Genomic DNA, 16313 nt, shown 5'->3' on the forward strand with positions numbered 1-16313 from the left:
ATCACGACTTATTGACATATCGCGGTAGGCAAGTGTTGGGTTCTTATCGTGAAAGGTGCGATCTGCGTCGATGCCGGCACCACGATGATCAAGGCGGTCGCCTACGACGGCGGCGGCCGCGAGACAGCGCTGGCCCGCAGGCCCACGAGGGTGACCCGGCCCGCCCCCGGCCACTCGGAACAGGACATGGACGAGGTGTGGGCGGCCGTGGTGGCCTGCGTGCGTGAGGTCGTGGCGGCCGCCGGGGCGGTCGACTTCCTGGCGATCACCGCGCAGGGCGACGGCCTGTGGCTGGTCGACGAGCGCAACCGCCCCACAGGGCCGGCCCTCCTGTGGAACGACGGCAGGGCCGCCGCCATCGTCACCGGATGGGAGGAGCGGGGCGTGCTCGCGCGCGCCTTCCCGATCAACGGCTCGGTGACCTTCGCAGGCCTGCCCAACGCCATCCTCGCCTGGCTCGGCGAGCACGACCCGGCCAGGCTGGAACGCTCGGCCGCCGCGCTGACCTGCGGCGGCTGGATCTTCGCCAACCTCACGGGCCGCCGGGCGATCGACAGCTCCGACGCGGCGGCGCCGTTCACGGACCTGGCGACCGGCGAGTACTCCGCCGACCTCCTGACCCTGTACGGCATGAGCTGGGCACGGAGGTTGTTACCCGCCAGGATCGCCGACGAGCACCGCACCGCCCCCCTGACCACCGCCGAGCTGGGCCTGCCGCCCGGCACGCCGGTGGTGATGGCCCCCTACGACATCGCCGCCACCGCCATCGGGGTGGGCGCGACCGAGCCCGGCCAGGCCTGCGGCATCCTGGGCACCACCCTGTGCACGGAGATCGTGACCGCCGACCCCGCTCCGGGGAGCGCGCAGGCGGGCTTCACCGTCGCGCTCGGCCTGCCACGGCGGCACCTGCGGGTCTTCCCGACGCTCGCCGGAGTCGAGGTGATCCACTGGGCCTGCACCCTGCTCGGCCTGCGCGACCCCGAGGAACTGGGTCGCAGGGCCGCGCCCGACACCAGAGGGCTGAGCTTCCTGCCTTACCTGTCACCGGCGGGGGAGCGGGCGCCGTTCCGCGATCCCGGCATCCGCGGCTCGATGCACGGCCTGACCGTGGAGCACGGGCCCGAGCACGTGGCGCGTGCCGTCCTGGAAGGCCTGAGCCTGGTGATCCGCGACTGCCTGGAGGCGGCCGGGAGCCCGCCCGGGGAACTGCGGGTATGCGGTGGGGGAGCGGCCAGCGAGGAGTGGACCCAGCTGATCGCCGACGCGACGGGGGTGACGGTGCTGAGGCCGGTCGACACGGAGGCGGGAGCCAGGGGCGCCTACCAGGTGGGACGCCTGCAACTGGGGCAGGAGCCGGTGGCCCCCGCCGTCAGGGACGTATGGGTGCCGCGCGGCGACCTCGACGACGCGTACGAGCGTTTCGTCAGGCTGAGGGGCGTGCGGTGAGCACGTGGATGGGCGTCGACCTGGGCACCCAGAGTGTGCGCGCGCTCCTGGTGACCGCCGACGGCGAGGTGGTGGGGATGGGGTCGCGGCCCCTGACCGGCCACCGCGACGGCCCGCGTCACGAGCAGGACCCCGAGCAGTGGTGGAACGCGGTCGCGCTGGCGTGCAGGCAGGCCGCCGCAGGCAGGAGCGACATCGAGGGCGTCGCGGTCGACGCCACCTCGGGGACGGTGCTGCTGACCGATGACGACGGCCGTCCCCTCAGCCCTGCGCTGATGTACGACGACACACGGGCCGCGGCCGAGGTGGAGGCGATCAACGACAGGGGCGCCGCCGTCTGGGCCGAGCTCGGCTACCGGCGCATGCAGGCCTCCTGGGCACTGCCCAAGGCGCACTGGCTGCTCAGGCACCACGGCCATGGCCGGGTCACGCACCAGAGCGACTTCGTCAACCGTCGGCTGACCGGTCACGAGGTGGCCACCGACCTGAGCAACGCGCTCAAGACGGGCGCGCACCTGATCGGGGAACGCTGGCCGTACGAAGCCCTCGGCCTGCCCGACGACGTGCTGCCGGATCTCGTGCGCTCCGGCACGCCGCTCGGTGTGGTCTGCGAGCGGGCGGCCGAGGCCACCGGCATCCCCGCGGGCACGCCGGTGATCGCCGGCATGACCGACGGCTGCGCCGCCCAGCTCGGCGCGGGCGGCATCGAGCCGGGCAGCTGGAACTCCGTGCTGGGCACCACGCTGGTGATCAAGGGCGTCACGCGCGACCTGCTGCACGACCCCCTGGGCGCCGTCTACTCCCACCGCTCGCCCACGGGCGCGTGGCTGCCCGGCGGCGCCTCCAGCACCGGTTCCGGAGTGATCGCCCGGGACTTCGCCGACCCCGACCGGCTTTCGGGTGCGGTGGCCTTCACCGACGTGCTGGCCTATCCGCTCCTCGGCACGGGGGAACGCTTCCCCTTCGTGGCCCAGGAGGCGGAGGCCTTCATGATCGGCGAGCCGCGAGACGAGGCCGAGCATTTCGCCGCCGTGCTGCAGGGTGTCGGGTTCGTGGAACGGCTCTGCTTCGACTACCTGGACCTGCTCGGCGCCCCCGACGGCGGGCGGCTCACGCTGACCGGCGGCGCCGCCCGCAACCATTACTGGTGCCGGCTGCGTGCCGACATCCTGGACCGCCCCGTCACCCTCCTGGAGAACGCGGAACCGGCCCTCGGCATGGCGATCCTGGCCGCGGGGGAGCACGGCGGCACGATGGTCAGGGTCAGGCAGACCCTCGACCCCACGGGTGCGGGACGGTTCGACGAGCCCTACCTGCGCCTGGTCGAAGCGCTGCACGAACGCGGCTGGCTGCCCGCAGCGCTCGCCGCGCACGCCGAAGAGAGGACATCACGATGACCCGCCTCGTCCTGGTCCGCCACGGTGAGACGGTCTGGCACGCGGAGAACCGCTACGCCGGCGTCAGCGACGTCGGCCTGACCGAACGAGGCCACCGGCAGGCGGAACGGCTGGCCGAGTGGGCGGGCTCCGCGGGCCTGGCCGCCGTCTGGAGCTCCACGCTGTCGCGGGCCAGTCTCACCGCCGAGCGCAGCACCACCAGGCTCGGCCTGCCGCTCGGCGTCGACGAGCGCCTGCGCGAACTCGACTTCGGCCAAGGCGAGGGTCTGACCAGGCAGGAGATGGCCGGGCGTTTCCCCGAGGCGCTGGAGGCGTTCAAGGCCGATCCGGTCGCCCACCACCTGCCAGGCGGCGAGGACCCGGTCAGGGCCGCGGAACGGTTCGCCGGATGCCTGGCCGGCATCGCCGCCGCGCACGAGGGCGAGCGGGTCCTGGTCGTGGCGCACACCACGGCGATCCGTCTCACGTTGTGCCGCCTGATCGGGCTGCCGCTGCGCGAATACCGGCGGGTCTTCCCCTCCCTGCGCAACTGCGCGCTGACCGAGATCGAGCTGGACGGCCCGCGAGCCGCCGTCCTGGAGTACAACGGAGCCCTCGCATGAGACTGCTGGCCGCAGGCGACCACTTCGTCCTCAACAGCCTGTTCAGGCAGGAGCTGCGGGGCTACGACCTGGAGATCGGCGAGCTGACCCTGCCCTGGCCGGTGGAGCCGTTCGGCCCGGTCGCCGAGGTCGGCGAGGCCTCCGGCACCGAGGAGCAGCTGATCGAGGCGCTGCGCGGGGCGGAGATCTGCGTGACCCAGATGGCCCCGCTGACCGAGCGGGTCCTGGACGCGAGCCCTGACCTGAGGCTCTTCTGCGTCGGCCGCGGCGGCCCGGTCAACGCCAACCTGCGGGCGGCGGCCGAGCGCGGCGTCCGGGTGACCTTCGCGCCGGGACGCAACGCCACCGCGACGGCCGAGCACACCGTGGCCATGATCCTGGCCGCGATCCGCCGCATCCCGCAGACCCACGCCGAGCTGCGGCAGGGCGTCTGGCGCAGCGACTACTACCGCTTCGACGCCGTCGGTCCCGAGCTGGAGGGCGGCACGGCCGGCGTGGTCGGTTACGGCGCGATCGGCCGCAAGGTGGCGCGGATCCTGGAGGGCTTCGGGGCCGCCGTGCTGGTCCACGACCCCTACGTGCCCGAGCGCAGCGTCCCGCTCGACGAGTTGCTCGCCAGGAGCGGCGTCGTCACCCTGCACGCCCGCGCCACGCCCGGCAATGCCGGCATGATCGGCGCGCGGGAGCTGGACCTCATGCCCGCCGGCTCGGTGCTGGTCAACTGCGCACGCGGCAGCCTGGTCGACTACGACGCGGTCTGCGACGCGCTGGAGCGGGGCCACCTGTTCGCGGCCGCCTTCGACGTCTTCCCCGAGGAGCCCCTTCCGGCGGGTTCCCGCCTGCTGACCACCGAGGGGGTCGTCATGACCCCGCACCTGGCGGGGGCGAGCAGGCAGACCGCGCAGAAGGCCGCCCGCATCGTCGCCGCCGAGGTGGGCCGCTACCTGCGCGGCGAGCCCCTCCTGCACCTGGCGAACGGGTGAAGGTCAGGCGGCTCCCACGATCCGCAGCGCGAAATCGGCGTAGGTCTCGGCGATCTGCTCGGGGGAGTACGGCACGCCGGAGCCGTACCAGTTGGCCACGCGCATGCCCATGCCGCTGATCGCGGTCACCGCCAGGAAGGCGTCCGGCACGTCGAACACCTCCTCGCTGATGCCCTCGTTGATGATGTCCATGAGCAGCTGCCGCCCGTCGGCGCGCAGCAACATCGCGGGAGCGGCCATCTCGGGCGACAGCGCGTGCAGCTCGTTGTTGGAGACGACGGCCAGCAGCGGGTATTCGGCGTGGGCCAGGACGTGCTCGCGTACCACGGTGCGCAGCCGCTCGACGGAGTCGCGCCCCTGCGCGCCGACCAGGCGGGCGTGGTGCGCCTCGTGGCCGATGCGCACGAGCTCGGCCAGGACGTGCTCCTTGCTGGGGTAGTGCGCGTAGAGGGTGGCGGAGCGGATCTGGCAGGCGTGCGCGAGGTCGCGGATCGAGGTGCCGTGGAAGCCCTGCTCGGCGAAGAGCAGCAGGGCTTCGCGCAGGATCCTGCCGGAGGTGCCCTCCAGCAGGACGCTCGGCGGCAGCCGCACGTCGGAGGTGCCGACCCGGCGCTGGTCGAGGTCGGGCAGGGCTGCCGATCGATCGATAGTCACAGGCTCATTCTGCCGTGATGTCGGCCTGGTTCGTCTCGGGCAGGGCCAGGGCGCAGGCCAGCGAGACGAGCATGGACAGCGCCACGTACGCGGCCACGCTCCAGGCGCCCAGCGAGGCGAGCAGGGCGGTGGCGATGAGCGGGGCCAGGCCGCCGCCGAGGACGGCGCCGATCTGGCCGGCCAGGGAGGCGCCGCTGAAGCGCACGGAGGTGGGGAACTGCTCGGCGATGAAGGTGATCAGCGGTGAGTACATGATCGTGACGAAGCCGAACGCGAGCGCGTAGGCCAGGTAGATCACCGTGGTGTCGCCGGTGTCGAGCAGGCGGAAGAAGGCGAAGCTGTAGAGCGCGACGAGGGCGGAGCCGAGGGCGACCATCGGGCGGCGCCCGAAGCGGTCGGAGAGCTTGCCGCACAGCGGGCCGAAGACGATGACGACCAGCGAGCCGACGGCCACGGCGACCAGCGGCACCTGCGCGGGCAGCTTGAGCGTGGCGGTCATGTAGGAGCCCGCGAAGACGAGCAGCACGTAGAAGACCACGTAGAAGCCGAATCCGGTGCCCACGCCGAGCAGCAGCGGGCGGGTGTGGCGGCGGAAGACCTCCATGACGGGCATGGCGTGCCTGGTCCTGGTCTCGGAGAAGGCGGGGCTCTCCGGGGCCTTGGCGCGGATGACCAGGCCGACGACGACCAGGACCGCCGACAGCAGGAACGGGATGCGCCAGCCGTACGACAGGAAGTCGGCCTTGTCCATGCCGGCCACGACCATGATGGCGATGGTGGCCAGCAGCAGGCCGGCTGGTCCGGCGGCGGGGATGAAGCTGCCGACGTATCCGCGGCGGTGGCGCGGGGCGAACTCGGTGGTCATCAGGACCGCGCCGGTCACCTCGCCGCCGTAGGAGAAGCCCTGGACGACCCGGAGCACGATCAGCAGGATCGGGGCCCAGATGCCGATGCCGGCGTAGGTGGGCAGCAGGCCCATGGCGGTGGTGGCCAGGCCGGCGACCAGGAGGGTCATGACGAGCATGGATTTGCGTCCGACGCGGTCGCCGTAGTGTCCGGCGACGATGGCGCCGATCGGGCGGGCCACGAAGCCGATCGCGAACCCGGCGAAGGCCACCAGGGTGCCCACGGTCGGGTCGCTGCTGGGGAAGAAGAGGGTGTTGAAGACCAGGGCGGTCATGAAGCCGTAGAGCAGGAAGTCGTACTGCTCGATGACGGTGCCGACGAAGCTGCCGACGGTCACCCGCAGCAGGGGGCTCTTGGTTTCGACGGGCATGGGGGGTGCCTCCTTCGCGAGCCGATCGATCGATCGGTAGGCAGGGACTCTAGCGATCGATCGATCGGCTGGGAAGGGGGTGTCAGGGCACGAGTGCGTTGCGGCGCACGTCGGACCAGGTGCTCGTGTCGGTGCAGATCCCGCAGTTCGGCCCGTAGAACAGGGCGCGTGCCTCCTGGTCGCCCATCAGCTGGAAGCGGAACCAGGCGGTGGTGGGCGCGGCGAACGGCCCCGGGTCACCGACGACCGTGAAGTGGTCGGCGCGCCGTACCTCGCCGTAGATCGCCGGGATGTGATCGGCGTCGTTGTAGAACGACTTGACCAGCGCGGGGAAGACGATGCTGTCGTACTGACCGGCCATCAGGAAGGCGGGCCCGTCGACGGCGTCGATGTTGGCCAGCGGACCGGGCTGGATCGGCAGGATGGTGTCGACGCGCGCGTCGTCGCCGACCACGATCGCCGCGGCGCCGCCCTGGGAGTGGCCGGAGGCGCCGATGTGCTCCAGGTCGACCTTGCCGTGGAAGATGCTCGACGGGTCGGCGTCGCGGGCGGCCAGGGCGTCGATCCCGGCGCGCATCGAGATGCCCAGGTTCGACATCGGGGTGTTGGCCGCCGAGACGATGAAGCCGTGGCTGGCCCACTGCAGCATCAGGTCGCGGTAGACGACGGGGAAGGCGAAGGTGCCGTTGCCCCAGACGATCACGGGGTGGCGGCGGGTGCTCTGGGCGATGTCGCGCGGGTAGTACAGGGTGTTGACCGCGCCGACCTCGACGGCGGTGGCGTACGGCCCGGCCGCGCCGTAGTTCGTGGCCGCGTGGGCGGGCGGGGCGGCGGTCAGCATCGTGGCGATCAGCGCTGCCACGGGCAGCAGGCGTCGGAACATGGACGGTCCTCTCCAGGCTGGGGGCTTGAACGCATCCTGGATAAGAGATCGGCCCGCGTCTGTCCGCACTTGGGGCAATGATTGACCGTGAGGTTTGGGCAATGTGACGATCCGACGGTGCCCGACCTCTACTCCCGCATGGCCCCGCGGGTCCGAGAGCTCACCGCCGAGGTGGTCGCGCGGTGCGCCGCCGAGGTGCCCTTCTACCGGGAGCTGCCGCGCGAGACGCTCGACGGCGAGGTCACGCGGTCCGTCGCCGCGGTCTTCGGCCTCCTGCTGCGCTCGCTGCGCGACCCCGGCATCCTGGGTCCCGGCGAGCTGACCCGCATCATCGAGTGGTCCGCCCGCCGGGCCGAGGAGCGGCTGCCGCTGCCCGCGGCGATGACCGCCTACCTGATCGGCGCCGAGGTCTGGTGGCGCGCCCTGTGCGCGACGGCCACGCCCGACGAGCTCGCGGACGCGGGCTCGGGGCTGCTCGGCTGCCTGCGGGCCGCGGTGCCGGCGGTGGCCCTGGCCCACGACCAGGCGGCCGAGGACGTCAGAGGCGAGGAACGCAGGGTCCGCCGTGCCCTGGTGTCGGCGCTGTTCGCCGGGCAGCCCTACCAGGCGCTCGCGGAGGCGGCGCGGATCGAGGTGGCCCCCGCCTACGACGTCGTCGTCTACGCGTTCGAGGGCGGCCCGCGGGCACGCCTGGTCCAGTCGGCCCTCGACGCGCACGCGGGCACGCTGGTGCTGGCCGACCCCGACGAGGGCGTGGCGCTGCTGCCCGATCGGGGCACGCCCGAGCTCGGCTGCCTGGCCGGACGGCTGATCGGGGACGTGGGCCCGGTGCTGCTGGCCGCCGCGCGCGCCACCGACCCCGCGGGCATCCCTGGCGCGCTGGAGGAGGCCCGGCGGGTGATGGAGATCGTCCAGCGTCTCGGGCGGCCGCCGGGGCTCTATCGTTTCGACGACGTGCTGCTGGAGTATCAACTGGCCAGGCCGGGCGCCGGACTCGACCGGCTGGCGGCCAAGCTCGACCCGCTGGCCGCGCACCCGCACCTGGTCGACACCCTGCGCGCCTTCGTCAACCGCGGCCACAACCGCCGCCAGACCTCCCTCGACCTGCACATCCACCGCAACACGCTCGACTACAGGCTGCAGCGGGTGAGCCTGCTCACCGGCCTGGACCTGGGCGTGCCCGCCCAGGCCAGGCTCCTCGAAGCGGCCCTGACCGCGCGTGACCTGCTCTAGATCCAGGCCTTCAGCTCCTCGTCGCGTGGTGCGTGGACGATCCCGGACTCGGGCGCGTCGAACACCATGACCGGCCGCGAGGCGTCCCAGGCCGGCCAGCCCGGATCGCCGCCCGATGCGAACGCGATCCAGGCCCGGTGCATCGTGTCGGCGAGCGGCTGCGGTGCTTCGGGGCCGGTGAGCTCCCGCGCCGCCGCCAGGTTGTCGAAGACGAAGCCGATCTCCAGGGCGTGGCAGGCCCCCAGATCGCGCTCGGGCGAGCGCCAGGCGAACTCGTAGACGAAGCTCCTGCCCCGGTGGGAGTCGGCCAGCCTGTTGATCGGCCCGCGCAGCAGCATGTCGGTGGCGATCTCGCCGAGGATCTCGCCCGGCGGGGCGCCCGGCCTGCTGGAGCGGTAGAGCCCGGCCGCCCGCCACGGGATGCGGAACTTGAGCATGGCCAGCCGCAGCACCAGCGGGCTGATGCGGTGCACCGCCCCGGTCGGCACCAGCCACAGCCGGTACTCCTCCCGGTTGGCCCCGACCAGCAGGTCCACGTCGGCCGGCAGCGCGCCGTCGGGCACCACGACGTCGCCGTCGGTCACGATGTGGAAGCCGGGACCGCCGGTGATCGGATTGCCCTTGGAGGTGGCGGTGACCTGGGCGTCGAGCAGGCTCGACGGATCGACGTCGGCGAAGGCCGCGGCCCTGGGCGGCACCCCGAGCGCGCGCGCCATCACTTTGACGATCTTGGCGCCCTCCTTGCGCGAGACGGTGTGCGGCGGGCCGCTCTGCATCGCGGCCCGGTGGAACAGGCCGCGCGCGTGCGGGCTGGTCAGCAGGGCGGCGATGCAGATGGCCCCGGCCGACTCGCCGAAGACCGTCACGTTGCCGGGGTCGCCGCCGAAGGCCGCGATGTTGTCACGCACCCACCGCAGAGCCTCCAGCTGGTCGAGCAGGCCGCGGTTGTCGGGGGCGTCGGGGAAGACGCCGAAGCCCTCGACGCCGAGCCGGTAGTTGACCGAGACCAGCACGACCCCGTCGCGGGCGAAGGCGGCGCCGTCGTAGAGGGGGATCGTGTTGGAGCCGTTGCGCAACGATCCGCCGTGGATCCACACCATCACGGGCAGGCTCAGACCCGGCGCGGGGGAGGGCGTCCAGACGTTGACGTTGAGGCAGTCGTCCCCGGCCACGTCCGGATCGGGAAGGATCTCGTCCAGCGGCGGCCGGTAGGGCCGTTTCGGCGCCGTCGCCCCGAAGGAGAGGCAGTCCCGCACCCCGTCCCAGGGGGTGACCGGCTGCGGAGCGAGGAATCGCCGGGCCCCGAAGGGCGGGGCGGCGTAGGGCACGCCGAGGAAGGCGGCGACCCCGTCCTGGATGCGCCCCCGGATCTTGCCGTGCCGGGTGACCGCGATGGTGTCCATGCATGGATCCTACCGATCGATCGATCGGCAACAAGGCTCTGCTCTAGTGTCAACCTCGTCGGCCGCCGAAGGAGTGTGCACGGTATGGCTCACGACTTCTCCGCCTTCGTACGGCGGCGCGGCGCGCATCACCTGCGCACCGCGGTCCTGCTCACCGGCGACTGGCACGCCGCGGAGGACCTGCTGCAGAGCTGCCTGGTCAAGCTGTACAAGGCCTGGCCGCGCCTCGACACGGCCACCGATCCCGACGCCTACCTGCGGCGCACGCTGGTCAACACCCATCGATCCTGGTGGCGGGTGAGCTGGCGCAGAGAGACGCCGAGCGACGCCATGCCCGACCCGCCGGCCCGGCCCGAGGACCCCGCGCTGGCGCTGGCCGTACGGCAGGCGCTGGAGATCCTGCCGCCACGCCAGCGGCTGGCGCTGGTCCTGCGGTATTTCGAGGATCTGCCGGAAACGCAGGTGGCCGAGCTCATGGGCTGCTCGGTCGGCAGCGTCAAGACGCACACCCACCGGGGCGTGCGCAGGCTGCGCGAGGTACTCGGCGCGGAGCTGATCCCCGATGACGACGAAGTGGAGGCAAGGCGATGAACGAGGCGACGGAGCGGGCGGTCAGGTCACTGCTGGCCACCGCGAGCGACGGCGGCCCCGAGCGGGTCGAGTTCGAGGCGCCGGCACGGCGGCGCCGGGTGCTCGTGCCCGTGCTGGCCGCACTGGCAGCGGCCCTGGCGGCGGTGATCACCATGACGAGCACCACCGGCTCGGCCCTGGCGGTGGTCACCGCGGCCGCCGAGCGCACGGCGGGCGACAGCTTCAGGGTGACGGGCTCCTCCGTCTCACCCGAGAAGAGCATGACCTCGACCGGCTACTTCGACCCCGCGGCCAGGACCGGCCGTACGGTCGTCGAGGGAACCGGACGGGAGACCAGGTTCATCGGCGACCAGGTCTACCAGTACGACGGCGTGAGGTGGACGGTCGAGCCCAGGGTGGACGACCCGCCGGTCTTCAAGCTCGCCTACATGGACCCGCAGGCCGCGCTGGCCCAGCTCCAGGCGGCCAGCCAGGTCAAGGAGGAGGGCGCGGCCCCGGGCGACGGCTGGACCGGCACCCGCTACTCCTTCGAGATCGACCTGCCCGACCTCAAGGGCGACCGGCACGTGACGGGCATCGTCGACATCGACGAGCAGGGCCGGGTCCGGCACATGGAGATGCAGGTCGGCGACAGCCGCAACGTGGCCGACTACTTCGACTTCGGGGCCCGGGAGGAGGTGGCGGCACCCCCGGACGCGCAGCCCGCGCCGGACGGCAAGCGGAGCACCCGTCCCTGACCGCTACCGAGTGCGCTGAAAGCCGTACGCCACGTGTCCGATAGGGGCACAATGAGCTCAACGATGGACCAGGTGCCCGGGCCCGATCCATCACCCCCCGCTTGAAGGGTTCAGGTGATGAAAAGCGTGCCCGCGTTCGGCGGCGTCCTTGACGACGCCCCGCTGCTGGAAGGCGTGCTCGGCGCCAGCAGCGAGGGCGTCGTCCTGTGCGCGTCGGACGACACAGTCTTGCTCGCCAACGCCGCTGCGAAGGCGCTGGTGCCCGAGCTCACCCCTGGCTACTCGGTCTCGGCCGGGAGCCTCACCGGACTGTTCGATCTCATGGCCGCGGAAGGGCAGAGCCGCGAAGCCGAACACCGAGGCCGTCGCCTCAAGGTGCGAAGGCAGCACGTGGCCGGCTCACACCGCGTGTGGTACCTCCGCGACACCAGTGCCGACACCCTGCTGGCCGAGCGCCGGCAGGCCGACTTCCTGGCCGAGGCGGGCCTCCGCCTGACGGCCTCGCTGAACGTGCGCCGCTGCGCGCACGCCGCGGTCCGCCTGGCCACCGACTTCCTGGCCGACGCCGCGATCCTGCTGCTGCCCGCCCGCAGGCGGCACGTCGAGTGGGTGCGCGGCGCGGCCGGGCGCGAGGCCGACGAGGGCCGCACACCCCTGGCGGCCATGTCCGAGGTGCCGGGGGTCACCGACGCGCTGTTCGGCTCGGCGGTGCCCAGCCGGTGGCTCGACCCGCTCCTGGTGCCCGCCTGGCTCACCCCTCCGGGCTTCGGCCAGGTGCGGGCGCTGTCGGTGGCGGCGCTGCCCGGTGACGGCGTGCCCGCGGGCGCGCTCCTGCTGTTGCGGCGCGAGGGCAGCGCTCTGTTCGACGACCAGGCCGAGACGCTGGTGCGGCTGTTCGCGGCCCGGGTCGGCGCCGCGATCTGCACCGCCGCCCGCTACCAGGAACAGGCTGACGTCAACGCCGCGCTGAGCGCCTGCCTGGCCCCCGGCCAGCCGTACGTCTCGTGGGCCGACGCGGCGGGCACGATCCGCACCTGCCCGGAGGCCGGCAGGACCGGCGGCGACTTCCTCGACATCCAGGAGCGCGAGGGAGAGCTCATGGTGGCGCTCGGCGACGTGTGCGGGCGAGGGGCACGCGCAGCGCTGACCGCCTCACAACTGCGCCACTCGTTGCGCATGCTGCAGAGTGTCGAGCGGCGTCCGGTGCCGCTCATGAACCTGATCAACAGGGGGCTGCCGCGCGCCGGCGTGCCCAGCCCCTACCTGTCGCTGGCGCTGTGCTCGATGCGCCCGCTGCCCGGCGGCGGACTGCGGGCCACGCTCGCCTCCGCCGGCCATCCCGCCCCGCTGGTGCTGCGCTGCGACGGCAGCGTGCGCGCGCTGCCCGTGAGCGGCGCGCCGCTCGGGGCCTTCGACGACGACGAGCTGGGCCTGCGCGCCGTCGACTTCGAGCTCGCGCCGGGCGAGCTGTGCCTGCTCCACGCCGACGGCAACGCCGAGGCGCTCGGCGGCCCCGGCAAGGGCGAGCCGTACGGCACCGCCCGGCTGGCCGACGCGCTGGCCGGATGCGAGGGCATGCCCGCCACGGCCGTGGTCGAGCGGCTGGACCAGCTGATCACCGAATGGACCGGAGGAGACGAGCTCGACGATCGAGGGCTGCTGGCGGTCAGGGCCCGGCCCCCCGCACGGAAGGAGCGCGACGATCATGGATGACGTCCTGACGAAGGCGAGAGCGCGTTTCCTCGACCACATCGGCGACGGCGACGAGCCGGGCGCGGTGGACCAGGCCCTGCGGCTGCTGGAGCTCGGCGTCCCCGCGGAACGGCTGCTCATGGAGGTGATCGCCCCGGTCCAGCACGACGTGGGCCGGCTGTGGGCGCAGAACCACTGGAGCGTGGCGCGCGAACACCGGGCCAGTGCCATCAGCGAGCGCGCGGTGGGCGCGGTCATGACGCAGGCGCGCCCCGATCCGTGGCACGGCGGCAGGGTCGCGGTGGCCTGCGTCGACGGGGACTTCCACGCCCTGCCCGTGCGCCTGGTGGCCGAGGTCCTCAGGCTGTACGGCTGGCGCGTCGACTACCTGGGCGCCAGCGTTCCGGCCCCCCAACTGGTGGCTCACCTGCACCAGAGCGGGTGCGACGCCGTCGCCCTGGGCTGCTCGCGGGCGAGCGCGCTGCCGAAGGCGCACGCCACGATACGGGCCGGCCAGGCGGCCGGGGTGACCGTGCTCGCGGGCGGTCAGGGGTTCGGCGCCGACGGCAGGTACGCCCGCCGGTTCGGCGCGGACCTGTGGGCGGAGTCCGCGGCCGGGGCGGCGCGCGCCGTCTCGGGCGGCGTACGGCGCCCCGCCATCGTCGAGCCGGAGCCGCCGGCCGACGAGGAGTACCTCAGGGTGGCGCGCTCGCGCGGCTCGCTGGCCGAGCGCATGGCCCTGGAGGAGGCCATCGACGTGATCGACTTCCTGGCGGCGGCGCTCTACACCGACGACAGCACCGTCTTCACCGACTTCGTGACGTGGCTGGTGCCCGTCAGGAAGGTCCGGGGGCTCGACGCCGGCCACCTCGTCGACGCCCTGTCCGAGCTGGCGGGCGCGTTTCGCGACTTCCCGCGCGGCGAGAGGCTTCTCGCCGACGGCATCCGGGCGGCGTCATGTTGAGCAGGAGCCACCTGCAGATCGAGGTCAGATCCCTGGAACCTGGGGTCTGCCAGCTGATCCTGGTCGGGGACCTCGACTTCGACACCGCGGGCCAGCTGCCCGTGTCGGCCGCTCCGCTGCTGGCGGCGGGCGTCACGCGCTTGGACGTCGACCTGTCGAAGCTGGAGTTCATCGACTCCTCCGGCCTGGGCGCGCTGATCCGGGTGCGCAAGGACGCCAGGCGGCACGACGCCGGGATGCGGCTGGTGGCCATGACGCCACGGGTGCGGCGGCTGCTCCGGGTGACGTGCCTCGACACCGTCTTCGACCTGGGACCTGACCTCTAACCGCCGAGGGCGGCGGTCAGCCGCCTGGCAAGGGTGGTGTTGCGGCGCTGGCCGAGCCGCGACACCGCCAGTTCCAGCGCCTTGCGCTGGCCGACCAGCACCACCCAGGCCTTGGCCCGGGTGACCAGGGTGTAGAGCAGGCGGCGTCGCAGCATGATGCCGCCCGCCTCCACCACGACGGGCGCCACGACGAACGGGTATTCGCTGCCCTGCGAGCGGTGCACGCTGATCGCGTAGGCCTGGGTCAGGTCGTCGAGCTCGTCGAAGCCGTAGGTCACGCTCTGCTCGTCGACGACCAGCTCCACGGTGCGCTCCTCGGGGGAGAGCGCGGTGACCACGCCGGTCTCGCCGTTGAAGACGCCCTTGTCGTAGTTGTTGCGGATCGGCATGACCCGGTCGCCCACGCGGAAGACGGAGGAGCCCGCCCAGTGCTCGGGCCGGTCGGCGCCGGGCGGGTTGAGCCGTTCCTGCAGCATGCGGCCCAGCTCGGCGGTGCCCGCCAGGCCCTTGCGCATCGGGCACAGCACCTGCACCTGGTCGGGGGAGACGCCCTGCTTGCGCGGGATGCCCACGGTGGCCAGCTCCACCACGCGGGAGGCCACCTGGGCGGGATCGTCGATCTCCTCGAACCAGAACCCGCCGCCGCCCGGCAGCTGCGGCATGGCTCCCGCGCGGATGTCGTGCGCCGCGCGGACGATCGCGCTGCCCGAGGCCTGGCGGAAGATGTGCGTGAGCCGCACCCGGGGGATCTCCTCGACCTGCAGCAGGTCGGCCAGGACGCTGCCGGGGCCGATGCTGGGCAGCTGGTCGGAGTCGCCGACGAGCAGCACGTGGCTGCCCGACGGCACCGCGGAGCACAGCCGGGTGGCCAGGTGCAGGTCGAGCATGGACGCCTCGTCGATGACGATCAGGTCGGCCTGGGAGGGCACCTGGTCGAAGAGCGCCTCGGGGTCGGGCTCGATGCCGAGCATACGATGCACCGTCATCGCGGGCAGCCCCGTCAGCTCCGACAGCCGCTTGGCCGCCTTGCCGGTCGGCGCGCAGAGCGTGACCCGGCCGCCCATGGACCGCACGGTCGAGGCGATGACCTTCACGGTGTGGCTCTTGCCGCAGCCGGGGCCGCCGGTGAGGATCGACAGGGTGCTGGTCAGCGCCATGTTGACGGCCGCCTGCTGGTCTTCGTGCAGCGACGGGTCGTCGTCGAAGAGCCGCAGCCGCAGCGTGGAGCGGGCCCTGACCAGCCGGGTGAGCTCGGCGGTCAGCTTGACCTCGCGCCCGTGCAGCTCCTTGAGGAAGACGGCGTCGGCCTCGACGACCACGCGCTGCTCGGCGCGCAGCGCGTCGAGCTGCTGCCTGATCGGCTCCTCGTCCTGCTCCAGGAGCTCGACGGTCTGCGTCACCAGGGCGGTGGGCGACAGGAAGCAGTGGCCGCCGCCGCTGGCCGCGCCTTCGAGCCGGTCGACCAGGGCGGCCTTGAGGCGCTGCGGGCTGTTCTCCGGCACGCCGGAGCGCAGGGCGATGCGGTCGGCGGTGGCGAACGCGATGCCGCGCACGGCGCCGATCAGCCGGTAGGGGTCCTCGACCAGGACATGCTCGGACTCGGCGCCGAAGGCCTGGTAGACCTTGGCGGCCAGGAGCGGGCTGACGCCGAAACCCTGCAGCGTCACCATCAGCGCGGCGACGGCCTTCTGCTCCTGCCAGGCCTCGACGATCTGGTTCTGCCGCACGGGACCGATGTTGATCACTTCGCGCAGGCGGGCGGGCTCGGTGTCGATGATCTTCAGGCTCTCCTCGCCGAACTGGCTGACGATCGCCTGGGCCAGGCGCGGGCCGATGCCGCGGATCAGGCCGGAGCCGAGGTAGAGCTGGATGGCGCGGACGGTGGCGGGCATGATGCGCTCGCAGGCGCTCACCTTGAAGCGGCTGCCGTGCCTGGCGTGCTCCTCCCACTCGCCGGTCAGCCGCAGCGTCTCGCCCGGCTGCACGGCCGCCAGCGCGCGCCCGGCGGCCACGAACGCGGGCAGGCCGTCGGCGCTCATGCGCGCCACGGTGTATTCGTCCTCGCGGACGTACACGAGCTGCTCGACGGAGGCCTCCACGAAGGGAACCCTAGGTCATCTGTGGAA

Annotated in this window: 15 protein-coding genes; 10 read left to right on the forward strand and 5 right to left on the reverse strand. The window is 72.7% G+C overall.

Annotated features, from left to right (window positions below; translation table 11 throughout):
* Window positions 1-48 precede the first annotated feature (48 nt).
* From HNR30_RS50220 to HNR30_RS20905, 4 genes are read left to right on the forward strand one after another with little or no spacing between them, the layout of a single operon-like run.
* A complete protein-coding gene (locus HNR30_RS50220) occupies window positions 49-1446 on the forward strand; it encodes an FGGY family carbohydrate kinase (protein WP_312894541.1) in 1398 nt (465 codons plus the stop codon).
* Window positions 1443-2843 (forward strand): FGGY family carbohydrate kinase, encoded by a 1401-nt coding sequence (locus HNR30_RS20895; protein WP_312894542.1) that lies wholly within the window; start codon window positions 1443-1445, stop codon window positions 2841-2843. Before HNR30_RS50220 ends, HNR30_RS20895 begins: the two co-directional genes overlap by 4 nt.
* Entirely contained in the window at window positions 2840-3445 is a 606-nt protein-coding gene (locus HNR30_RS20900) for a histidine phosphatase family protein (RefSeq protein WP_181611578.1), read from the forward strand. The genes HNR30_RS20895 and HNR30_RS20900 overlap by 4 nt, the downstream gene beginning before the upstream one ends.
* Window positions 3442-4428 (forward strand): 2-hydroxyacid dehydrogenase, encoded by a 987-nt coding sequence (locus HNR30_RS20905; protein WP_181611579.1) that lies wholly within the window; start codon window positions 3442-3444, stop codon window positions 4426-4428. The genes HNR30_RS20900 and HNR30_RS20905 overlap by 4 nt, the downstream gene beginning before the upstream one ends.
* Before the next feature lie 3 nt (window positions 4429-4431).
* Here HNR30_RS20905 and HNR30_RS20910 read toward each other — a convergent pair whose 3' ends face one another.
* The 3 genes from HNR30_RS20910 to HNR30_RS20920 form a co-directional block, all read right to left on the reverse strand.
* Entirely contained in the window at window positions 4432-5082 is a 651-nt protein-coding gene (locus tag HNR30_RS20910; RefSeq protein ID WP_312894543.1) for a TetR/AcrR family transcriptional regulator, read from the reverse strand.
* 4 nt (window positions 5083-5086) lie between these two features.
* Window positions 5087-6358, reverse strand: a complete 1272-nt coding sequence (locus HNR30_RS20915; protein ID WP_181611580.1) for an MFS transporter — start codon at window positions 6356-6358, stop codon at window positions 5087-5089.
* Between the two features lie 82 nt (window positions 6359-6440).
* Complete coding sequence (locus HNR30_RS20920; RefSeq protein ID WP_181611581.1) at window positions 6441-7241, reverse strand: poly(ethylene terephthalate) hydrolase family protein; 801 nt, start codon at window positions 7239-7241, stop codon at window positions 6441-6443.
* A 117-nt stretch (window positions 7242-7358) separates the two neighbouring features.
* Here HNR30_RS20920 and HNR30_RS20925 point away from each other — a divergent pair, with 117 nt between their 5' ends.
* A complete protein-coding gene (locus HNR30_RS20925) occupies window positions 7359-8474 on the forward strand; it encodes a PucR family transcriptional regulator (protein ID WP_181611582.1) in 1116 nt (371 codons plus the stop codon).
* On the opposite strand, the gene HNR30_RS20930 is transcribed toward HNR30_RS20925, so the two are convergent.
* A complete protein-coding gene (locus HNR30_RS20930; protein WP_181611583.1) occupies window positions 8471-9877 on the reverse strand; it encodes a carboxylesterase/lipase family protein in 1407 nt (468 codons plus the stop codon). The genes HNR30_RS20925 and HNR30_RS20930 overlap by 4 nt on opposite strands.
* 84 nt (window positions 9878-9961) lie before the next feature.
* On the opposite strand from HNR30_RS20930, the gene HNR30_RS20935 reads away from it, so the two are divergent.
* The 5 genes from HNR30_RS20935 to HNR30_RS20955 all read left to right on the forward strand — a co-directional run bounded on the left by HNR30_RS20935 (window position 9962) and on the right by HNR30_RS20955 (window position 14187).
* Window positions 9962-10468 carry a SigE family RNA polymerase sigma factor gene (locus tag HNR30_RS20935; protein ID WP_181611584.1) on the forward strand — a complete coding sequence of 169 codons (507 nt, stop codon included), beginning with the start codon at window positions 9962-9964 and terminating at the stop codon, window positions 10466-10468.
* Window positions 10465-11205 carry a hypothetical protein gene (locus HNR30_RS20940; RefSeq protein ID WP_181611585.1) on the forward strand — a complete coding sequence of 247 codons (741 nt, stop codon included), beginning with the start codon at window positions 10465-10467 and terminating at the stop codon, window positions 11203-11205. The genes HNR30_RS20935 and HNR30_RS20940 overlap by 4 nt, the downstream gene beginning before the upstream one ends.
* Window positions 11206-11322: 117 nt before the next feature.
* The gene (locus HNR30_RS20945; protein WP_181611586.1) at window positions 11323-12918 is read left to right on the forward strand and encodes a PP2C family protein-serine/threonine phosphatase; all 1596 of its coding nucleotides are present in this window, start codon (window positions 11323-11325) and stop codon (window positions 12916-12918) included.
* On the forward strand, window positions 12911-13861 hold the full coding sequence (locus HNR30_RS20950) for a cobalamin B12-binding domain-containing protein (protein WP_181611587.1): 951 nt from the start codon (window positions 12911-12913) through the stop codon (window positions 13859-13861). Before HNR30_RS20945 ends, HNR30_RS20950 begins: the two co-directional genes overlap by 8 nt.
* On the forward strand, window positions 13855-14187 hold the full coding sequence (locus HNR30_RS20955; protein WP_181611588.1) for an STAS domain-containing protein: 333 nt from the start codon (window positions 13855-13857) through the stop codon (window positions 14185-14187). The genes HNR30_RS20950 and HNR30_RS20955 overlap by 7 nt, the downstream gene beginning before the upstream one ends.
* Here HNR30_RS20955 and recD2 read toward each other — a convergent pair.
* Entirely contained in the window at window positions 14184-16286 is a 2103-nt protein-coding gene (gene recD2, locus HNR30_RS20960; protein ID WP_312894545.1) for an SF1B family DNA helicase RecD2, read from the reverse strand. The genes HNR30_RS20955 and recD2 overlap by 4 nt on opposite strands.
* Between the last annotated feature and the right edge of the window lie 27 nt (window positions 16287-16313).

The organism is Nonomuraea soli (genome assembly GCF_013761175.1).
Classification (GTDB): Bacteria; Actinomycetota; Actinomycetes; order Streptosporangiales; family Streptosporangiaceae; genus Nonomuraea; species Nonomuraea soli.

What these genes read in the sequence shown, in the direction of transcription:
- HNR30_RS20900 (WP_181611578.1), top strand. Translation starts at nt 2,840, where the DNA reads ATGACCCGCCTCGTCCTGGTCCGCCACGGTGAGACGGTCTGGCACGCG.
- HNR30_RS20905 (WP_181611579.1), top strand. Translation starts at nt 3,442, where the DNA reads ATGAGACTGCTGGCCGCAGGCGACCACTTCGTCCTCAACAGCCTGTTC.
- HNR30_RS20915 (WP_181611580.1), bottom strand. Translation starts at nt 6,358, where the DNA reads ATGCCCGTCGAAACCAAGAGCCCCCTGCTGCGGGTGACCGTCGGCAGC.
- HNR30_RS20920 (WP_181611581.1), bottom strand. Translation starts at nt 7,241, where the DNA reads ATGTTCCGACGCCTGCTGCCCGTGGCAGCGCTGATCGCCACGATGCTG.
- HNR30_RS20930 (WP_181611583.1), bottom strand. Translation starts at nt 9,877, where the DNA reads ATGGACACCATCGCGGTCACCCGGCACGGCAAGATCCGGGGGCGCATC.
- HNR30_RS20935 (WP_181611584.1), top strand. Translation starts at nt 9,962, where the DNA reads ATGGCTCACGACTTCTCCGCCTTCGTACGGCGGCGCGGCGCGCATCAC.
- HNR30_RS20940 (WP_181611585.1), top strand. Translation starts at nt 10,465, where the DNA reads ATGAACGAGGCGACGGAGCGGGCGGTCAGGTCACTGCTGGCCACCGCG.
- HNR30_RS20945 (WP_181611586.1), top strand. Translation starts at nt 11,323, where the DNA reads ATGAAAAGCGTGCCCGCGTTCGGCGGCGTCCTTGACGACGCCCCGCTG.
- HNR30_RS20950 (WP_181611587.1), top strand. Translation starts at nt 12,911, where the DNA reads ATGGATGACGTCCTGACGAAGGCGAGAGCGCGTTTCCTCGACCACATC.
- HNR30_RS20955 (WP_181611588.1), top strand. Translation starts at nt 13,855, where the DNA reads ATGTTGAGCAGGAGCCACCTGCAGATCGAGGTCAGATCCCTGGAACCT.